The organism is Streptomyces sp. NPDC001781 (assembly GCF_053596035.1).
In genome coordinates, this window is sequence record NZ_JBSFFI010000031.1 from 34,962 (window position 1) to 51,665 (window position 16,704).

Genomic DNA, 16,704 nt, shown 5'->3' on the forward strand with positions numbered 1-16,704 from the left:
GCCGCCGGATGAACGGCGGCCGCCGGCTCACTTCTCGTCGGCGGCCTGCTCGGTGCCGTCGGCCTCGGTCTTCCCGACCGTGGCGGGCTTCCCCGCGCCGGCCGCGTCGGTCCTGGCGGCGTCGGCCGTGCCGGCCTCGGCGGCCTTTTCCGTACCGGCCTTCCCGGTCGTGACGGCCTCGGCGGGCTCGGCGGCCTCGACCTTGCTGACCTTCTCGACCGTCGTGGCCTCGTCGACCACGGCGGCCCCGGCAGGGTCAGCGGCCTTCTCGACCGCGACGGCCTCGGCAGGCTCAGCGGTCTTCTCGACCGTGACGGCCTTATCGACCGGGGCTGCCCCGGCAGGCTCAGCGGTCTTCTCGACCTTGGTGACCGGGGACTTCGCGGCCGCCGGCTCCTTGGCGGTGACGGTCTCCGCGGCCTCCGCCGCGACGGTGGCAGAGCTCTCCGCCGACTCCTCCAGCACCGCGTCCGGCACCAGCGCGGAGGCTTCCTTCGCCGCCGTCAGCAGGACGGTGTCCTGCGGGGCCTGGTCGGCGAAGTTCTCCGGGTGGTGGCAGGCGACCCGCTGACCCGGCCGCAGCTCCAGGAGCAGGGGCTCGGTGGTCTTGCAGATCTTTGTCGCCTTCCAGCACCGGGTGTGGAACCGGCAGCCCGACGGCGGCGAGATCGGCGAGGGCACGTCGCCGCGGAGCAGGATGCGCTCGCTCTTGGCGCCCCGGCGCTTGGGGTCGGGAACGGGCACGGCCGACATCAGCGCCTTGGTGTACGGGTGCATCGGCGCCTCGTAGAGCGAGGTGCGGTCCGCGATCTCGACCATCTTGCCGAGGTACATCACCGCGATCCGGTCCGACACGTGCCGGACGACCGAGAGGTCGTGCGCGATGATCACGTACGTCAGGCCCAGCTCCTCCTGGAGGTCGTCCATGAGGTTGACGACCTGGGCCTGGATCGACACGTCCAGCGCGGAGACCGGCTCGTCCGCCACGACCAGCTTCGGCTTCAGCGCGAGCGCACGGGCGATGCCGATGCGCTGGCGCTGGCCGCCGGAGAACTCGTGGGGGTAGCGGTTGTAGTGCTCGGGGCTCAGACCGACCAGCTCCAGCAGCCGCTGGACCTCCTTCTTCACCCCGCCCTCGGGCTCCACGCCCTGGAGCCGGAAGGGCGCCGAGACGATCGAGCCGATGGTGTGCCGGGGGTTCAGGGAGCCGTACGGGTCCTGGAAGATCATCTGGATGTCGCGCCGGAGCGGACGCATCCGGCCGGTGCCCAGCCGCGTGATGTCCTGGCCGTCGAAGGTGATCTTGCCGCCGGTCGGGTCCTGGAGGCGGGTGATGACCCGGCCCATGGTGGACTTGCCGCAGCCCGACTCGCCGACCACGCCCAGGGTCTCGCCCCTGCGCACCTCGAAGTCGATGCCGTCGACGGCCTTCACCGCACCGACCTGGCGCTGCAGGATGCCCTTCTTGATCGGGAAGTGCTTGGTCAGCCCCTCGACGCGGAGCAGCACGTCCCGGTCTTCCCGGCCGGTCTCGGGAGCCGGCGACTGCTGCGGGATCACGGCCCCGTCGGTTTTGTTGGTCTCAGTCACAGCTTCGGCGCAATCTCTTCGGTCCAGATCCGCTCGCGGTCCTCGGCCGAGAGGTGGCAGGCGGTCCAGTGCCGCCCGGCGTCCACCAGCTCCAGCTCGGGGCGCACGGTACGGGTGACGTTCCCCTTGGGGATGTCCGCGTAGGGGCAGCGCGGGTTGAACGCACAGCCCGAGGGGACGTTGATGAGGCTCGGCGGCTGGCCCTTGACGGGGATCAGCCGTTCCTCGGTCACCCGGTCGATGCGGGGCATCGAGCCGAGCAGGCCCCAGGTGTAGGGGTGCTGCGGCTTGTCGAAGATCTCGTCGACCGGGCCGCGCTCCACGCACCGGCCGCCGTACATCACCAGCACGTCGTCGGCGATCTCGGCGACCACACCGAGGTCGTGGGTGATCATCATGACCGCGGAGCCGAACTCCTTCTGCAGGTCCCGGATCAGGTCCAGGATCTGCGCCTGCACGGTCACGTCGAGCGCTGTGGTCGGCTCGTCCGCGATGAGCAGCTCGGGGTCGTTGACCAGGGCCATGGCGATCATGGCGCGCTGGCGCATACCGCCGGAGAACTCGTGCGGGTAGCTGTCCACCCGCTTGCCGGGCTCGGGGATGCCGACCCGGTCGAGCATCTCGATGGCACGCTTGCGCGCCACCTTCCGGCTCACCTTGTTGTGGACCTGGTACGCCTCCACGATCTGGTTGCCGATCGTGTAGTACGGGTGCATCGCGGACAGCGGATCCTGGAAGATCATCGCCATCTCGCGGCCGCGGAGCTTGCGCACCTCGTCCGGGGAGGCGGAGACCAGTTCCTGGCCGGCCAGGCGGATCTCGCCGGACATCTGGACGTTCTTGCCGCGCGCGCCGAGCCGGTGCAGGCCCATGATCGCCAGTGAGGTGACGGACTTGCCGGAGCCGGACTCGCCGACGACGGCGAGCGTCTTGCCCTTCTCCAGCGAGAAGCTGAGCCCGTCGACGGACTTGACGAGGCCGTCGTCGGTCGGGAAGTGCACCTTGAGGTCGCGGACCTCCAGGAACGCCTCGGAAGCCGGGGCGGGGGAATTGGGCGAACCCTTCTCCCCCACGGCGGCGCCGGTCTTGGAAAGTTCGGTCACGAGAGCCTCACGCGCGGGTCGGCGGCCGCGTACACCACGTCCACCAGGAGATTTGCGATCACGACGAAGAAGGCGGCGAGCATGGTCACGCCGAGGATCTTGGGAAGGTCGTTGTCGGTGATGCCCTGCACCGCGTACTGGCCGATACCGGGCAGCGAGAACACCGACTCCGTGATCACCGCGCCGCCGAGCAGCAGACCGATGTCCATGCCGAAGACCGTGATGATCGGGGTGAGGGCGGCCCGCAGTCCGTGCCGGACCACGACCCGCTTCTCCCGCAGGCCCTTGGCGCGGGCGGTGCGGATGAAGTCCTCGTTCATCGTCTCCAGCATGCCCGACCGGGTCAGGCGCGCATAGATGGCCGAGTACAGCAGCGCCAGCGAACACCAGGCCGGGAACAGGGTGTTGGCCCACTGACCGGGGTTCTCGGTGAACGGGACGTAGGTGCTGCCGAAGATCGGCCACTGGTACACGAAGAGCAGGATCGCGAGGTTGCCCGTGAAGAACATGGGCAGCGAGACGCCGGCCAGCGCCACACCCATGAAGGTGCGGTCGAGGAAGGAGCGGGGCTTCAGCGCCGAGATGACACCGGCGATCACACCCGAGACCAGCCACAGCACCGCGGCGCCCAGCGCCAGCGAGAGGGTGATCGGAAGGCGGGAGGTCAGCTCCGGCCACACCGCCTGGTGGTTCTTGAAGGAGTAACCGAAGCACGGCGCGTCACAGTGCACCGTCGTCGGGCCGAGGTCGTAGGTCGCGCCGGACACGATCCCCTTGATGAAATGCCAGTACTGCGCGTAGATCGGCTGATCCAGACCGAGGTTGTGCTTGACCGCGGCGATGTCCGCCTTCGAGGGGCTCTTGCCGATGTACTGCTGCGCCAGCTGGTCCGCTGTCTGGCCGGCCAGCCGTGGCAGCAGGAAGAAGATGGCGAAGGTGACCGCGGAGACGACCAGCAGCAGGATCACTGCCGCGAACGTCCGGCGGAGGATGTACGAGATCACGGGGATCGGCGCTGGTGCCCGCGGGTCGGGGGACCCGCGGGCACCAATGCCTTCACCTGCCTTCCGGGGCTGCTACTTCTGGGTGGAGCCGATGTTGAGGTAGTCGTACTGACCGCTGAAGGCAGCCGTGGAGACCAGGTTGGTGTAGTTGGCCGGGCGGGCCAGCAGGACCTTGAAGTAGGTCAGCGGGACGATGACCGCGTCATCCATGGTCTTCTTGTCGATCTGCGCGTACAACGCGTTGCGGTCGGACTCGCCCTGGGTCGCGATGGACTTGCCCAGCAGCTTGTTGACGTCCTTGTTGTCGTACTGCGACAGGTTCGTGTTGCCGGACTGGCTGATCGCCTTGCCGTTCAGGATCTGCTGGAGGAAGCCGTAGCCGGAGGGCCAGTCGGCACCCCACTGCATCATCTCCAGGCCGATGTTCTGCTTCTCGGTGAACTTCGGCACGCCCGCGTAGTCGGTGAAGTACTTGCCCGACGGGTACTGCTTGAGGGTGGCGTCGATGCCGACCTTCTTCAGCGAGTTGATGATCGCCGTGGCGGCGTCGATCTCCGGCTGACGGTCGGAACGCGCCGAGATGTTGGTCGAGATGGTCGACTTGCCGCAGGCCTTGAGCTGCTCCTTGGCCTTCGCCACGTCGCCCTTGTTGCCGGCGGTGGCGTAGGTGTCGGCCTTCTTGTAGCCCGTGATGTCGGGCGGCAGGACGGTGGAGGCGATCTCACCGCGGATCGGGCCGCCCTCGGCGGTCTGCACCGAGACCTTGTCGATCGCGTACTGCACGGCCTTGCGGCACTCGACCTTGTCGAACGGCTTCACCTTGGTGTTGATCGCCAGGTAGACGAGACGGCCACCGTAGGTGTTGTCCGTGCCGGCCTTCTTGTTCTGGTCGGCGAGGACCTGGGCCTGGGTCGAGGACTGGACACCAGCGCCGGCCAGGTCGATCGCGTTGCCCGCCAGGACGTCCTTGTCGATCGTCTCGGCGTTGACCTTCAGCTTGACGACGATCTTGTCCGGGAGCTGCTTGCGCAGCGCGTCGTTCTTCGCGTCCCAGTTCTTGTTGCGGACGAGGACGGCCTGCTTGCCGTCGTCGTAGCTCTGGAACTGGTAGGAGCCCGAGGAGACGATGTTCTTGACGTAGTCGACGCCGTTGTCCTTGGCCTTCGGCACCGGCGCGGTCTGCGGCGCGGCGACCAGGTAGTCGAACTCCTGGAACGCCTGCTTCAGGTGGAAGACGATCGTGGTGTCGTCCGGCGTGGCGATGGAGGACAGGCCCTTGTCGCTCTTGTCCTTGTAGGGGCCCTTGTACTTGTCACCGCCGGCCAGGAGCTGCTGGAAGTAGTTCGGGCCGAGGGAGAGCACGTCACGCGCGAAGTTGGAGCGCTCGACGGCGTACTTGACGTCCTTCGACGTGATCGGCGTGCCGTCCTGGTACTTCAGGCCCGCACGCAGCTTGTACGTCCAGGTCTTGCCGCCGTCGCTCGGGGTGCCCTTGCCGGCCGCGAGGTCGGGGACCAGGGTGTTGCCCTTCTCGCCCGGCGCGGGCTGGAAGGTCATGAGGGGGCGGGCCCACAGCCGGCTGAGGTTGTACATGTACGCGTAGTACGTGTTGCCGGGGTCGAAGGAGTCCGGGACGTCGGTCAGCTCGTAGGTGACCGTCCCGCCCTTCTTGTCCGAGGCGTTGACGACACCCTTGGTCGCGGCGTTGGCCCCGGCCGACTTGGCGTCGTTCTTGTTGTCATCGGCCTTGCTGCAGCCTGCAACGAGCAGACTCGCGGAGCCAATGGCCGCTATCGCGGCCAGCGCTGACCTTCGCATGATGGGCGCTTTCCCCTTCACTGTCGGAAATCTGGTGGACTCGTCGCGGCAGACGTCAGCGGCTGCGCGGGTCGAGAGCATCGCGGAGACCGTCGCCCAGCAGGTTGAACGCCAGGACGGTCAGGAAGATGGCGAGACCGGGAACGATCATGTACTGCGGATCGACCTGGTAGAAGTTCACCGCGTCGCGGAGCATGCCGCCCCAGGAGGCCTGCGGGGGCTGGATGCCGACGCCGAGGAAGCTCAGGGACGCCTCGAAGAGGATGTTGGTCGGGATCAGCAGCGTCGAGTAGACGATGATCGGGCCGACCAGGTTCGGCATCAACTCGCGGAAGAGGATGTACGGGCCCTTGGCGCCCATGCCGCGCGAGGCGTCGACGAACTCGCGCTCGCGGAGGGCGAGGGTCTGGCCGCGCACGATCCGGCCCAGGTAGGGCCAGTTGAAGAAGCCGATGACGAAGATCAGCACGCTCAGGTGGAGCGGCAGGCCGGTGAGGCCGAACGCGCCGCCCTGGAGGGTGGCCGAGATCGCGATGGCGAAGAGGAGCAGGGGGAAGGCGAGGAAGGTGTCCATCAGCCGGCTGATGACCGAGTCGACCCGGCCGCCGTAGTAGCCGGCGACCACACCGAGGATCGCGCCGATCACGTTGGACAGGATGGTGGCGCCGAAGGCGACCACCAGCGACACCCAGGATCCCTCGAGGATGCGGGTGGCGGTGTCACGGCCGAACTTCGGGTCCACGCCCAGCGGGTGGTCGAGGCTCATGCCACCCCAAGCGCCCTTGGGCAGCGAGGTGTTGGGGTCGATCAGGTCCTGGTTGAACGCGTTGGGGTCGAGCCCGAAGGCGGCCTGGATCGGCCGGGCGAGCACCGCCATCAGGACCAGGAGGATGACGATGACACCTCCGGCGACGGCCGCCTTGTCCTTCTTGAAACGGGACCAGGCGATCTGCCCGAGAGAACGACCCTCGATCCGTCCCTTGCCGGCGCCGTCGAGCACAGCCTCGGGCTGTACCTCGGCTTCGGCTCCGGTGGTCTCGATCGGTGCGGTCACAGTGACCTGACCCCTCTCGCCGGTGGTGACCGGCCTGTGCCTGCCGCTGATCGCGGCTTTGTCGCTTTGCCTCGATCACGAAGTCTTCACTTCGTGCTCTGAACCGGGAGTCTTCAACCTGGTCGCGATCACCCGCCAGAGCTGACCGCGAAAGTATGCGCAACTGTGATGCGTTCCAGCGGATTCCGTTATCCGATCCGCGGGTAACTATTATCGAATAGTGGCCAGTTGGGGCACACCGGCCATTCGGCGCGGATGGGTTCGTAGCAGCGCCCGTCTACGCGGGCGGAGGCGCCGTGGACACCCGCGGGCGCCCATGAGTCGTCACATTTGCTTCACACGCGTTGTGTTGCTCCGTGGCCGTCGCGAACACGCTGGCCAGGAGCGGGGATCAGTACGCCCCGCCCACCGGAGCCACCGCGCCGTGGGCCTCGCGGTCGTAGAACGGGCGGGAGTTGGCGCGCATCCAGAGGACGACGGGGTCGAAGTCGTCGGTCATGGCGACCGTGGAGACCGGCAGGCCCTCGGGCACCGCGCCGACCGACTGCTGCATCATCGCGCGGACGGAGTCCACCGCGGCCGGGGTCGACTCGTACACGTCCAGGCCGAGGGCGAGGTAGGGGGCGCCCAGAGCCGGCTGGACCCAGGCGCGGCGCAGGGAGCGCAGGGCCGGGGTGCGGTGGGCGTTCTGCGCGAGCAGGGCGTAGAACTGCGGTACCTCGATGGCTGGTTCGGACAGCCGCAGCGGGCCGGCCGGCTGGCGGTCCAGGCCGGTGGCGATGCGGCGCAGGTCGAGCCAGGGGACACCGACGCCGCCGCCGGGGGCGTGCGGGTTGAGCCAGAGGCCGTAGTGCTCCGGGTAGAGGGTGCGGGCGACGTCGAGGCTGTCGACCACCTCGTAGGACCGGCTCCAGCCGCTGGCGGAGAGCTCCTGGGCGGAGGTCACGCAGGGGGCGTAGCCGAAGCCGCCGACCTGCATATTCCCGTACTGCGCGTCCGGGGAGCCGGACTGGCCGTGCCACAGGAGCATCCAGACCTGGCCGGACGAAGGGGTGGCGAGGGCGCGCAGCAGTGCCTCGTAGGCGTCGTAGCGTCCGGGAGTGACCTGGCGCAGCATGCGCTCGACGCTGCCGCTTGGGCTCGCGCTCACCTGTCCTACCGCCCCTTCATTGCAAGTTCCCCGCGTGTGGGGACAGCTTAAGCGCCACCGGCGCGGGCCCCGCGAGCCTCGGGGCCTCAGTTGCCGAACTGGTAGAAGGGGCGCACGTTCATCCGCAGCCAGTCGGCCACCGGGTCCTGGGTGGCGTCCAGCAGGACCAGGTTGACGGGCCAGGGGGCCGGGGCGCGGCCGAGGGCCCTGCCGAGGGCGTCCAGCGGGACGGCCCGCGCGTCACCCTCCCAGTGGGCGAGTTCGACGCCGACGAAGAGCACCGGGTCGGCGTTCTCGATGACGGCGAGGCAGCGCCGGGCGCTGAGGACCACGCCGGTCGCGGCGAACTCGGCGGAGGCGCCGGCGAGGAAGTCCACCGGGTCCTCCTGCCAGTCGGGCTCGAAGAGCCGCACCCGGCCGCCGGAGGCCGGACCGTCCAGCGGGGTGCCCCCGGCCCGGCACAGCGCGGCCACCGCGTCCGGCGGCAGCGGGAGCCCGACCACGCCACCGGGGTTGATGACGACGCCCGCCTGCGGCGGCAGTCCGCGCGCGAACTCCACGGCGGGGGCGACGGTGTGCGGGAGGTGCCCGCCGGGCGACTGCCGGAACTGCTCCTCGGAGCTGAACACCGGGACGTACACCTGGCCGTCGATCTCGACGGTGGGCAGGTCGAGCGGACCGCTGTGCGGGCCGCCGCCGTTGGGCAGGGGTATCCAGACGAAGCTTCGGGCCAGCACCTCGATGAGACGGGCGGCGGCCGCGGGTATGCCGAGCGAGGCGGAGAGGACCTCCTCCAGTTCGTTGCCGGGCCAACCGCCGTGCGGGTGGGGGTGTGCCTGTGCCGGGAGGTCCGCGGGAAGGTCCGCCGGGAAGTCCATGTGCCTACCGCCTGCTGGGAGTCATGCTGTGGTGCAGAAGGCTATCCGGTGCGGCCGCGCGCTCACGCGGCGAACTCGATCCGCCGCAGGCCGTCCGCCGAGGCGCGGTCCAGCAGGACGACCGAGCCGCAGCCGGCGGGACTCCCGCCGCGCGCCACGGCGTCCAGCAGGCGGGCGGTGGTGCCGCGGTGACGGCGGAAGGCGTACCGGGAGACGCCCCGGCCGCGCTCGCGCTGGCCGCGCCGGGCGGTGTCGGCGGACACGTCGAGCAGGATCAGGTGCAGGGTGCCGCCTCTGCGGCGCGCCTCGCGGGCGAGCCAGCAGCGCACCCAGGGCTGGGTGCCGCAGTCGTGCACCACGACGCCCTCGCCGGAGGCCAGCGCGCGGCGCAGCCCGGCGTAGTGGGCGAGGCGGACCAGTGGGCGGTAGAGCGCGTAGGGCAGCGCGGCGGGCAGACGGGCGGCCCAGCGGTCGCGGGCGTCCTGGGAGTCGACGCGGCGGCCGGGGACCGTACGGCGCATCAGGGTGGACTTGCCGCTGCCGGGCAGGCCGGTGACGACGGCGAGGTCGCGCGGGCCGAAGCGGAGGGTGCGGGGGCCGCCGCCGGGGCGGTCGCGCAGGTCGCGGACGGCCGGCGCGGGGCGCTCCGCCCCTTCCCGGGCCCTCGCGCCGAGCCGCTGCCGCACCGGGATGCCGGTGGTCGTGGCGTACACCGTGCTCCTGTTCACCGTGATCGTCCCTCCCCCAGTGGGCTCGGGTCGTCCCTGCCCAGCCCGTGTAAAGAGAAGGTAATGCGCGCGGTGCCCGGACGGGTCCCGGAACGGCTACGGGCATGTCACAGCCGGTGGCCCCTTCAGGGCCGGGCGCCGCCGTGCGATGATGTGCCCGCCAACTGCATACCGGCCGTTTGAATCCGCGCGGGAGAGTCCCCATCCGGGGCGCCGAAGGAGCAAGTCCCTCCCTTGAATCTCTCAGGCACCGTTACCGCGCGGGCGAGGCACATCTGAAAAGCGGGCCGCTGTCGTGGTGGCCCCACCCAAGGTGCAAGTCAGTGACGCCCCCCGCCGGGGGAGGGTCATGGCGAACCTCTCAGGTTCCGATGACAGATGGGGAGGAACGTTCCTCGCCCCATCCCCCGTTGCCCCTGGGAGACGACCGATGAGTAGCACCGAACTCCGTCATACCGCGCTCGACGCCGTGCACCGCTCGCTCGGCGCGACGATGACCGACTTCGCCGGCTGGGACATGCCCCTGCGCTACGGCTCCGAGCGCGACGAGCACCTGGCGGTGCGCACCCGGGCCGGGCTGTTCGACCTCTCGCACATGGGCGAGATCACGGTGACCGGCCCCGGGGCGGCGGCGCTGCTGAACCACGCCCTCGTCGGCGACCTCGCCTCGGTCGGCGTGGGCCGCGCCCGCTACACCATGATCTGCCGCGCCGACGGCGGCATCCTGGACGACCTGATCGTCTACCGGCTCGCCGAGCACGAGTACATGGTCGTGGCCAACGCCTCCAACGCCCAGGTCGTGCTGGACGCGCTGACCGAGCGCGCGGCCGGCTTCGACGCCGAGGTCCGCGACGACCGCGACGCCTACGCGCTGCTCGCCGTGCAGGGCCCGGAGTCCCCCGGCATCCTCAAGGCCGTCACCGACGCCGACCTCGACGGCCTGAAGTACTACGCCGGGCTGCCCGGCACCGTCGCGGGCGTCCCCGCGCTGATCGCCCGTACCGGCTACACCGGCGAGGACGGCTTCGAGCTGTTCGTGAAGCCCGAGCACGCGCCGCAGCTCTGGGAGGCGCTGATGGAGGCCGGCGCCGGCGCCGGCCTGGTGCCCTGCGGGCTGTCCTGCCGGGACACCCTGCGCCTGGAGGCGGGCATGCCGCTGTACGGGCACGAGCTGACCACCGGGCTGACCCCCTTCGACGCCGGTCTCGGCCGCGTGGTGAAGTTCGGCAAGGAGGGCGACTTCGTCGGCCGCGAGGCACTGGCGAAGGCCGCCGAGCGCGCCGAGGCACAGCCGCCGCGCGTGCTGGTCGGCCTCGTCGCCGAGGGCCGCCGGGTGCCGCGTGCCGGGTACGCCGTCGTCGCGGACGGCAAGGTGATCGGCGAGGTCACCTCGGGCGCCCCCTCCCCCACCCTCGGCAAGCCGCTGGCCATCGCCTACGTCGACGCCGCGCACGCCGCCCCCGGCAGCGCGGGGGTGGGCGTGGACATCCGGGGCACCCACGAGCCGTACGAGGTCGTGGCGCTGCCCTTCTACAAGCGCGCCAAGTAGACACTGGCCCCGGGTCCGGCCGGTCTCCGGCGTGACCCTGCGCACATTTCACCCGCTCTTCAGCGGTTCGAGCCCTTTTCCCCCGACGAGCACGTCCTCGCGTACAGGAGAATTCAGGTCATGAGCAACCCGCAGCAGTTGAGCTACAGCAAGGAGCACGAGTGGCTGTCGGCCGCCGAGGGCGGCGCGTCGACGGTCGGCATCACCGAGCACGCGGCCAACGCGCTCGGCGATGTGGTCTTCGTGCAGCTTCCCGAGGTCGGCGACGAGGTCACCGCGGGCGAGTCGTGCGGCGAGCTGGAGTCCACCAAGTCGGTCTCCGAGCTGTACTCGCCCGTCTCCGGTGAGATCACCGAGGTCAACCAGGACGTCGTGGACGACCCGTCGCTGGTGAACTCCGAGCCCTTCCAGGGCGGCTGGCTGTTCAAGGTGCGCGTCGCGGAGCAGCCCGCCGACCTGCTGACCGCCGACGAGTACACCGCCTACACCGCCGGCTGAGGAGCCAGAAGCCGTATGACTGACGTCCTGAACACGCCCCTGCACGAGCTGGACCCGGAGATCGCCGCCGCGGTCGACGCCGAGCTGCGCCGCCAGCAGTCGACCCTGGAGATGATCGCCTCCGAGAACTTCGCACCGCTCGCGGTGATGGAGGCGCAGGGGTCGGTCCTGACCAACAAGTACGCCGAGGGCTATCCGGGCCGCCGCTACTACGGCGGCTGCGAGCATGTCGACGTGGCCGAGCAGATCGCCATCGACCGGGTGAAGGAGCTGTTCGGCGCCGAGTACGCCAACGTCCAGCCGCACTCGGGGGCCTCCGCGAACCAGGCGGCGCTGTTCGCGCTGGCCCAGCCCGGCGACACCATCCTCGGGCTCGACCTGGCGCACGGCGGCCACCTCACCCACGGGATGCGGCTGAACTTCTCCGGCAAGCAGTTCAACGTGGTCGCCTACCACGTGGACGGCGACACCGGCCTGGTCGACATGGCCGAGGTGGAGCGCCTCGCCAAGGAGCACCGCCCGAAGGTGATCATCGCCGGCTGGTCGGCCTACCCCCGGCAGCTCGACTTCGCCGAGTTCCGCAGGATCGCGGACGAGGCCGGGGCGTACCTGTGGGTGGACATGGCGCACTTCGCCGGTCTGGTCGCGGCGGGGCTGCACCCGAACCCGGTCGAGCACGCGGACGTGGTGACCTCCACCACGCACAAGACGCTCGGCGGCCCGCGCGGCGGCATCATCCTGGCCAGGAAGGACTTCGCCAAGAAGCTGAACTCCTCGGTCTTCCCCGGTTTCCAGGGCGGCCCGCTGGAGCACGTGATCGCCGCCAAGGCGGTCTCCTTCAAGGTCGCGGCCTCGGCGGAATTCGCGGAGCGTCAGCGTCGTACGGTGGAGGGTGCCCGCATCCTGGCCGAGCGGCTGACCGCGCCGGACGCCCGCGAGGCCGGGGTGAACGTGCTCTCCGGCGGCACGGACGTGCACCTGATCCTGGTGGACCTGCGTGAGTCGGAGCTGGACGGACAGCAGGCCGAGGACCGTCTGCACGAGGTCGGCATCACGGTCAACCGCAACGCGGTCCCGAACGACCCGCGCCCGCCGATGGTCACCTCGGGCCTGAGGATCGGCACGCCCGCCCTCGCCACCCGCGGCTTCACCGCCGAGGACTTCACCGAGGTCGCGGACGTGATCGCGGAGACGCTGAAGCCGTCCTACGACGCTTCAGCGCTCGCGGCCCGGGTGCGGGTGCTGGCGGATAAGCACCCGCTGTATCCGGCGCTGGGCGAGTAGTACCCCGTATTCCGTGGTCCGGGTGCCCCGCCCACTGCCGGTGGGCGGGGCACCCGTGCTGTGTCCGCATAACTTTTTGTACCTGTTCGTATTGAGGAGTCACCGTGGCCGTCTCGGTCTTCGACCTGTTCTCGATCGGCATCGGCCCGTCCAGCTCCCACACGGTCGGCCCGATGCGCGCGGCGCGCATGTTCGCCCGCCGGCTGCGCAACGAGGGAGTGCTGGACGCCGTCGCCGCCGTCCGCTGCGAGCTGTACGGCTCGCTCGGCGCCACCGGCCACGGTCACGGCACCCCCAAGGCGGTGCTGCTGGGCCTGGAGGGCGCCTCCCCGCGCACGGTGGATGTGGAGGGCGCCGACGACCGGGTGGAGGCGATCCGCAAGGCGGGCCGGCTCAGCCTGCTGGGCGAGCACGAGATCGCCTTCTCCTTCGACGACGACCTCGTCCTGCACCGCCGCGAGACCCTGCCCTACCACGCCAACGGCATGACCCTCTGGGCGTACGACGCCTCGGGCCGGGAGCTGCTGACCAAGACGTACTACTCGGTCGGCGGCGGGTTCGTCGTGGACGAGGAGGCGGTCGGCGCCGACCGGATCAAGCTGGACGACACGGTGCTGAAGTACCCCTTCCGCACCGGTGACGAGCTGCTGCGGCTCACCAGGGAGACCGGTCTGTCGATCTCCGCGCTGATGCTGGAGAACGAGCGGGCCTGGCGCACCGAGGAGGAGATCCGGGCGGGCCTGCTGGAGATCTGGCGGGTGATGCGCGAGTGCGTGGCCCGCGGCATGTCCCGCGAGGGCATCCTGCCGGGCGGCCTGAGGGTCCGCCGCCGCGCCGCCGTCTCCGCCCGCCAGCTCCGCGCCGAGGGCAACGCGCTCGCGCACGCCATGGAGTGGATCACCCTCTACGCGATGGCGGTGAACGAGGAGAACGCGGCGGGCGGCCGGGTCGTGACCGCGCCCACCAACGGCGCGGCCGGCATCATCCCGGCGGTCCTGCACTACTACATGGACTTCGTGCCCGGCGCGGACGAGGAGGGCGTGGTCCGCTTCCTGCTGGCGGCCGGCGCGATCGGCATGCTCTTCAAGGAGAACGCCTCCATCTCCGGCGCCGAGGTCGGCTGCCAGGGCGAGGTGGGCTCCGCCTGCTCGATGGCGGCGGGCGCGCTCGCCGAGGTGCTGGGCGGCTCCCCCGAGCAGGTGGAGAACGCGGCCGAGATCGGCATGGAGCACAACCTGGGCCTGACCTGCGACCCGGTCGGCGGCCTCGTCCAGATCCCGTGCATCGAACGCAACGGCATGGCCTCGGTGAAGGCGGTCACCGCCGCGAAAATGGCGATGCGCGGCGACGGCTCCCACAAGGTCTCCCTCGACAAGGTCATCAAGACCATGAAGGAGACGGGCGCGGACATGAGCGTCAAGTACAAGGAGACGGCGCGGGGCGGGCTGGCGGTGAACATCATCGAGTGCTGAGGGGCGCCTGGTGTGCGGGGCCGGAGGGGGCTGAATACTGGGGATCATGCGCACCGACTTCGATCCCTCGGCCATGGCCCCGCACGCGTTCTACCGGCTCCTCACCTCGGTGGTGGTTCCGCGCCCGATCGCGTGGGTCTCCACGGTCCCGAAGGACCACCCGGACCGGCCGAACCTCGCTCCGCACTCGTTCTTCTCGGTCTCCTGTGTGCAGCCGCCGATCGTGCAGTTCACCTCGGTGACCCGCAAGGACTCGCTGCGGAACGTGGAGGAGACCGGGGAGTTCGTGGTCAACCTCGCGCCGGAGGGGCTGTTCAGGGAGATCAACGACACCGGGACGGACTTCCCGTCCGACGTCAGCGAGTTCGGCGCGGTGGGACTGGAACCCGAGCCCTCGCTGCGGGTGAGGCCGCCCCGGGTCGCGGCGTCCCCGGCGGCGCTGGAGTGCGAGCTGCACAGCCTGCTCACGCTGGGCGACTCCACGGTGGTGTTCGGGCGGGTGGTCCACGCGGTGGTCAGCGAGGAGGCGCTCGCCGACGACGGGCTGCCGGACATCGGGCGGCTGCGCCCCCTGTCCCGGCTGGGCCGCGACGAGTGGGGGACGCTCGGCGAGGTGCTGGACAAGCCCCGCATCCGCTGGCGCGACTGGCAGCAGGGCGAGCGGAGCTGAGTCCCGCTCCACGCCGTTCCGGACGCTCAGCCGCCGCTGCTCAGCCCCCGTGCCGCCGTACCGTGTCCGTGCCCGAGGCCACGGGTGCGAGGTCGGGGATCGGCAGCGGAACGCGCCGAGTGGGCATGCCAGGCGCCACGGTCATCGGGAGCGGAGTGCCTCCCTGCGAACGTTTCCCAGCCGTTGCCGGCCCGCCGTCGCAGCCGAGGAGTGGAGGAACTCACAGGCGTCCGACGCGGTGTGTCCGGGCATGGTGTCTGTAGTTCAACTCCCCCTGTTCTTCCGTCCCGCAGCGATGAGTGGTGTCCTCGTCGGGGCGGGTTCGCCTGCCAGGAGAAAGCATGTCTCTGAGCCTTCGGTTCACGGTCCGCAGTGACAAGGGACTGGTCCGGGAAGTCAATGAGGACTCCGTGTACGCGGCGCCGCATCTGCTGGTGGTGGCGGACGGGATGGGCGGGCACGCCGCGGGCGAGGTGGCCAGCTCCGTGGTGATCTCGCACATGGCCGAGCTGGAGCCGGAGCGGACGCGGGCGGAGCCCGTGGAGGCGCTGCGCGGGGCGATACTCGCCGGGAACCGGGCCATCGCCGACGCGGTGCGGACCTCGCCCGAGCTGGAGGGCATGGGGACCACGCTCACCGCGGTGCTGATGGAGGCGGACAGCGACCAGTTCGTCGTGGCCAACGTCGGGGACTCCCGTACGTATCTGATGCGCGCCGGTGAGCTGGTGCTGCTGACCCGTGACGACTCCCTCGTGCAGACCCTGCTGGACGACGGCCGGATCACCCCCGCCGAGGCGCTCGCGCATCCGCAGCGGTCGATGGTGACGAAGGCGCTGGTCGGCGGGGAGTCGCTCAGCCCGGCCCTGTGCCGCCTCCAGACGCTGCCCGGCGACCGCTTCCTGCTCTGCTCCGACGGCCTCTCCGACCTGGTTCCCGAGGCGGAACTCGCCGCCGCGCTCGGCCTGCCCGGCCGGGAGGAGGCCGCCGACCGGCTGGTGGAGCTGGCCCTCGGCGCGGGTGGCAGGGACAACATCTCCGTCGTGGTGGCCGACGTCGTCCAGGGCGAGGCCCCCGCCGCTCCGGTCGTCTCCCGCGCCCCGCTCCAGACCCCTCGGCGCGACAGGAGCACGCTGTACGCGGTGGTCGGCGCCGCACTGGCCGCCGGCCTCGTGGCCTACGTGCTCAGGTCGCGCTAGTGCTGTGACCGGATCCTCGAAGGCCGTCACCGTGCCTGCGGCGAAGCCTCCTTGGGCGGGTCGCCGACACGCGCGGAGCGGGATGTTCCGAGCGGCGGCGCCGGGGGCACAACACCTTCATGCTCCATGGGATCGACGTCAGCGCGTATCAGTCCTCGTCGTACGACACCGACGGACTCTCGTTCGCCTTCATCAAGGCGACGGAGGGCCGCTCGTACGTCAACTCGAGACTCGCGGCCCAGACGAAGACGGCGCGGGACGCGGGTCTGGTCACGGGCTTCTACCACTTCCTGTGGCCGGGCAGTCTCACCGACCAGGCCGAGTACTTCCTCAGCCACGCCCCCGACCGGCCGGGCGACATCCTGGCCGTCGACTGGGAGGTCACCGGTGACGGCACGCACGCGAGCAACGCGGAGAAGGACAGCTTCATCCGCAAGCTGCGCGGTCTGCGGCCGGACAACCGGGTGGTGCTGTACACCAACCGGGACTACTGGCTGAACATCGACACCACGTCGTACGCGGGCGACGGGCTGTGGATCGCCGATTACGTGAGCGCCGGAAAGCCCCGGATCAAGGCGGACTGGAGGTTCCACCAGTACACCTCGGAGCCGCACGACAAGAACGTGGCGGACTTCTCCAGCAAGGCCGCGCTCAGGGAGTGGGCGACCGGGAGGTGACGGCAGGGGTGTCCGCGCGGCGCGGACACCCCT

At 70.3% G+C, this 16,704-nt stretch carries 15 protein-coding genes and 2 riboswitches; of the genes, 7 read left to right on the plus strand and 8 right to left on the minus strand.

The window, feature by feature from the left end; genetic code table 11:
• Positions 1-27 precede the first annotated feature (27 nt).
• The 8 genes from ACWCV3_RS24275 to ACWCV3_RS24310 all read right to left on the minus strand — a co-directional run bounded on the left by ACWCV3_RS24275 (position 28) and on the right by ACWCV3_RS24310 (position 9,325).
• Entirely contained in the window at positions 28-1,590 is a 1,563-nt protein-coding gene (locus tag ACWCV3_RS24275; RefSeq protein WP_451227855.1) for an ABC transporter ATP-binding protein, read from the minus strand.
• On the minus strand, positions 1,587-2,693 hold the full coding sequence (locus tag ACWCV3_RS24280; protein ID WP_451227857.1) for an ABC transporter ATP-binding protein: 1,107 nt from the start codon (positions 2,691-2,693) through the stop codon (positions 1,587-1,589). The genes ACWCV3_RS24275 and ACWCV3_RS24280 overlap by 4 nt, the downstream gene beginning before the upstream one ends.
• Entirely contained in the window at positions 2,690-3,697 is a 1,008-nt protein-coding gene (locus ACWCV3_RS24285) for an ABC transporter permease (protein WP_451227860.1), read from the minus strand. The genes ACWCV3_RS24280 and ACWCV3_RS24285 overlap by 4 nt, the downstream gene beginning before the upstream one ends.
• A 72-nt stretch (positions 3,698-3,769) precedes the next feature.
• Complete coding sequence (locus tag ACWCV3_RS24290; RefSeq protein WP_451227863.1) at positions 3,770-5,515, minus strand: ABC transporter substrate-binding protein; 1,746 nt, start codon at positions 5,513-5,515, stop codon at positions 3,770-3,772.
• A 55-nt stretch (positions 5,516-5,570) separates the two neighbouring features.
• Positions 5,571-6,569 (minus strand): ABC transporter permease, encoded by a 999-nt coding sequence (locus tag ACWCV3_RS24295; protein ID WP_451227865.1) that lies wholly within the window; start codon positions 6,567-6,569, stop codon positions 5,571-5,573.
• A 391-nt stretch (positions 6,570-6,960) separates the two neighbouring features.
• The gene (locus tag ACWCV3_RS24300; protein ID WP_451227940.1) at positions 6,961-7,686 is read right to left on the minus strand and encodes an enhanced serine sensitivity protein SseB C-terminal domain-containing protein; all 726 of its coding nucleotides are present in this window, start codon (positions 7,684-7,686) and stop codon (positions 6,961-6,963) included.
• A 119-nt stretch (positions 7,687-7,805) separates the two neighbouring features.
• Complete coding sequence (locus tag ACWCV3_RS24305) at positions 7,806-8,597, minus strand: enhanced serine sensitivity protein SseB (RefSeq protein WP_451227868.1); 792 nt, start codon at positions 8,595-8,597, stop codon at positions 7,806-7,808.
• A 62-nt stretch (positions 8,598-8,659) separates the two neighbouring features.
• Positions 8,660-9,325 carry an AAA family ATPase gene (locus ACWCV3_RS24310; RefSeq protein WP_451227870.1) on the minus strand — a complete coding sequence of 222 codons (666 nt, stop codon included), beginning with the start codon at positions 9,323-9,325 and terminating at the stop codon, positions 8,660-8,662.
• A gap of 180 nt (positions 9,326-9,505) precedes the next feature.
• A riboswitch (glycine riboswitch) is annotated at positions 9,506-9,594 on the plus strand.
• Positions 9,595-9,713: riboswitch (glycine riboswitch) on the plus strand.
• A 42-nt stretch (positions 9,714-9,755) separates the two neighbouring features.
• On the opposite strand from ACWCV3_RS24310, the gene gcvT reads away from it, so the two are divergent.
• The 7 genes from gcvT (at position 9,756) to ACWCV3_RS24345 (ending at position 16,671) form a co-directional block, all read left to right on the plus strand.
• Complete coding sequence (gcvT, locus tag ACWCV3_RS24315) at positions 9,756-10,874, plus strand: glycine cleavage system aminomethyltransferase GcvT (RefSeq protein ID WP_451227873.1); 1,119 nt, start codon at positions 9,756-9,758, stop codon at positions 10,872-10,874.
• Positions 10,875-10,994: 120 nt separating this feature from the next.
• Entirely contained in the window at positions 10,995-11,372 is a 378-nt protein-coding gene (gcvH, locus tag ACWCV3_RS24320; RefSeq protein ID WP_451227876.1) for a glycine cleavage system protein GcvH, read from the plus strand.
• A 15-nt stretch (positions 11,373-11,387) separates the two neighbouring features.
• Positions 11,388-12,656: a serine hydroxymethyltransferase gene (gene glyA, locus ACWCV3_RS24325; RefSeq protein ID WP_451227879.1), complete on the plus strand. Its 1,269-nt coding sequence runs from the start codon at positions 11,388-11,390 to the stop codon at positions 12,654-12,656.
• Positions 12,657-12,760: 104 nt separating this feature from the next.
• Positions 12,761-14,128, plus strand: a complete 1,368-nt coding sequence (locus tag ACWCV3_RS24330; RefSeq protein ID WP_451227882.1) for an L-serine ammonia-lyase — start codon at positions 12,761-12,763, stop codon at positions 14,126-14,128.
• A gap of 46 nt (positions 14,129-14,174) precedes the next feature.
• Positions 14,175-14,798: a flavin reductase family protein gene (locus ACWCV3_RS24335; RefSeq protein WP_451227885.1), complete on the plus strand. Its 624-nt coding sequence runs from the start codon at positions 14,175-14,177 to the stop codon at positions 14,796-14,798.
• Positions 14,799-15,139: 341 nt separating this feature from the next.
• Positions 15,140-15,994: a PP2C family protein-serine/threonine phosphatase gene (locus tag ACWCV3_RS24340; protein WP_451227888.1), complete on the plus strand. Its 855-nt coding sequence runs from the start codon at positions 15,140-15,142 to the stop codon at positions 15,992-15,994.
• Between the two features lie 119 nt (positions 15,995-16,113).
• Positions 16,114-16,671, plus strand: coding sequence for a glycoside hydrolase family 25 protein (locus ACWCV3_RS24345; RefSeq protein ID WP_451227890.1), 558 nt, complete (start codon positions 16,114-16,116; stop codon positions 16,669-16,671).
• Positions 16,672-16,704: the final 33 nt, after the last annotated feature.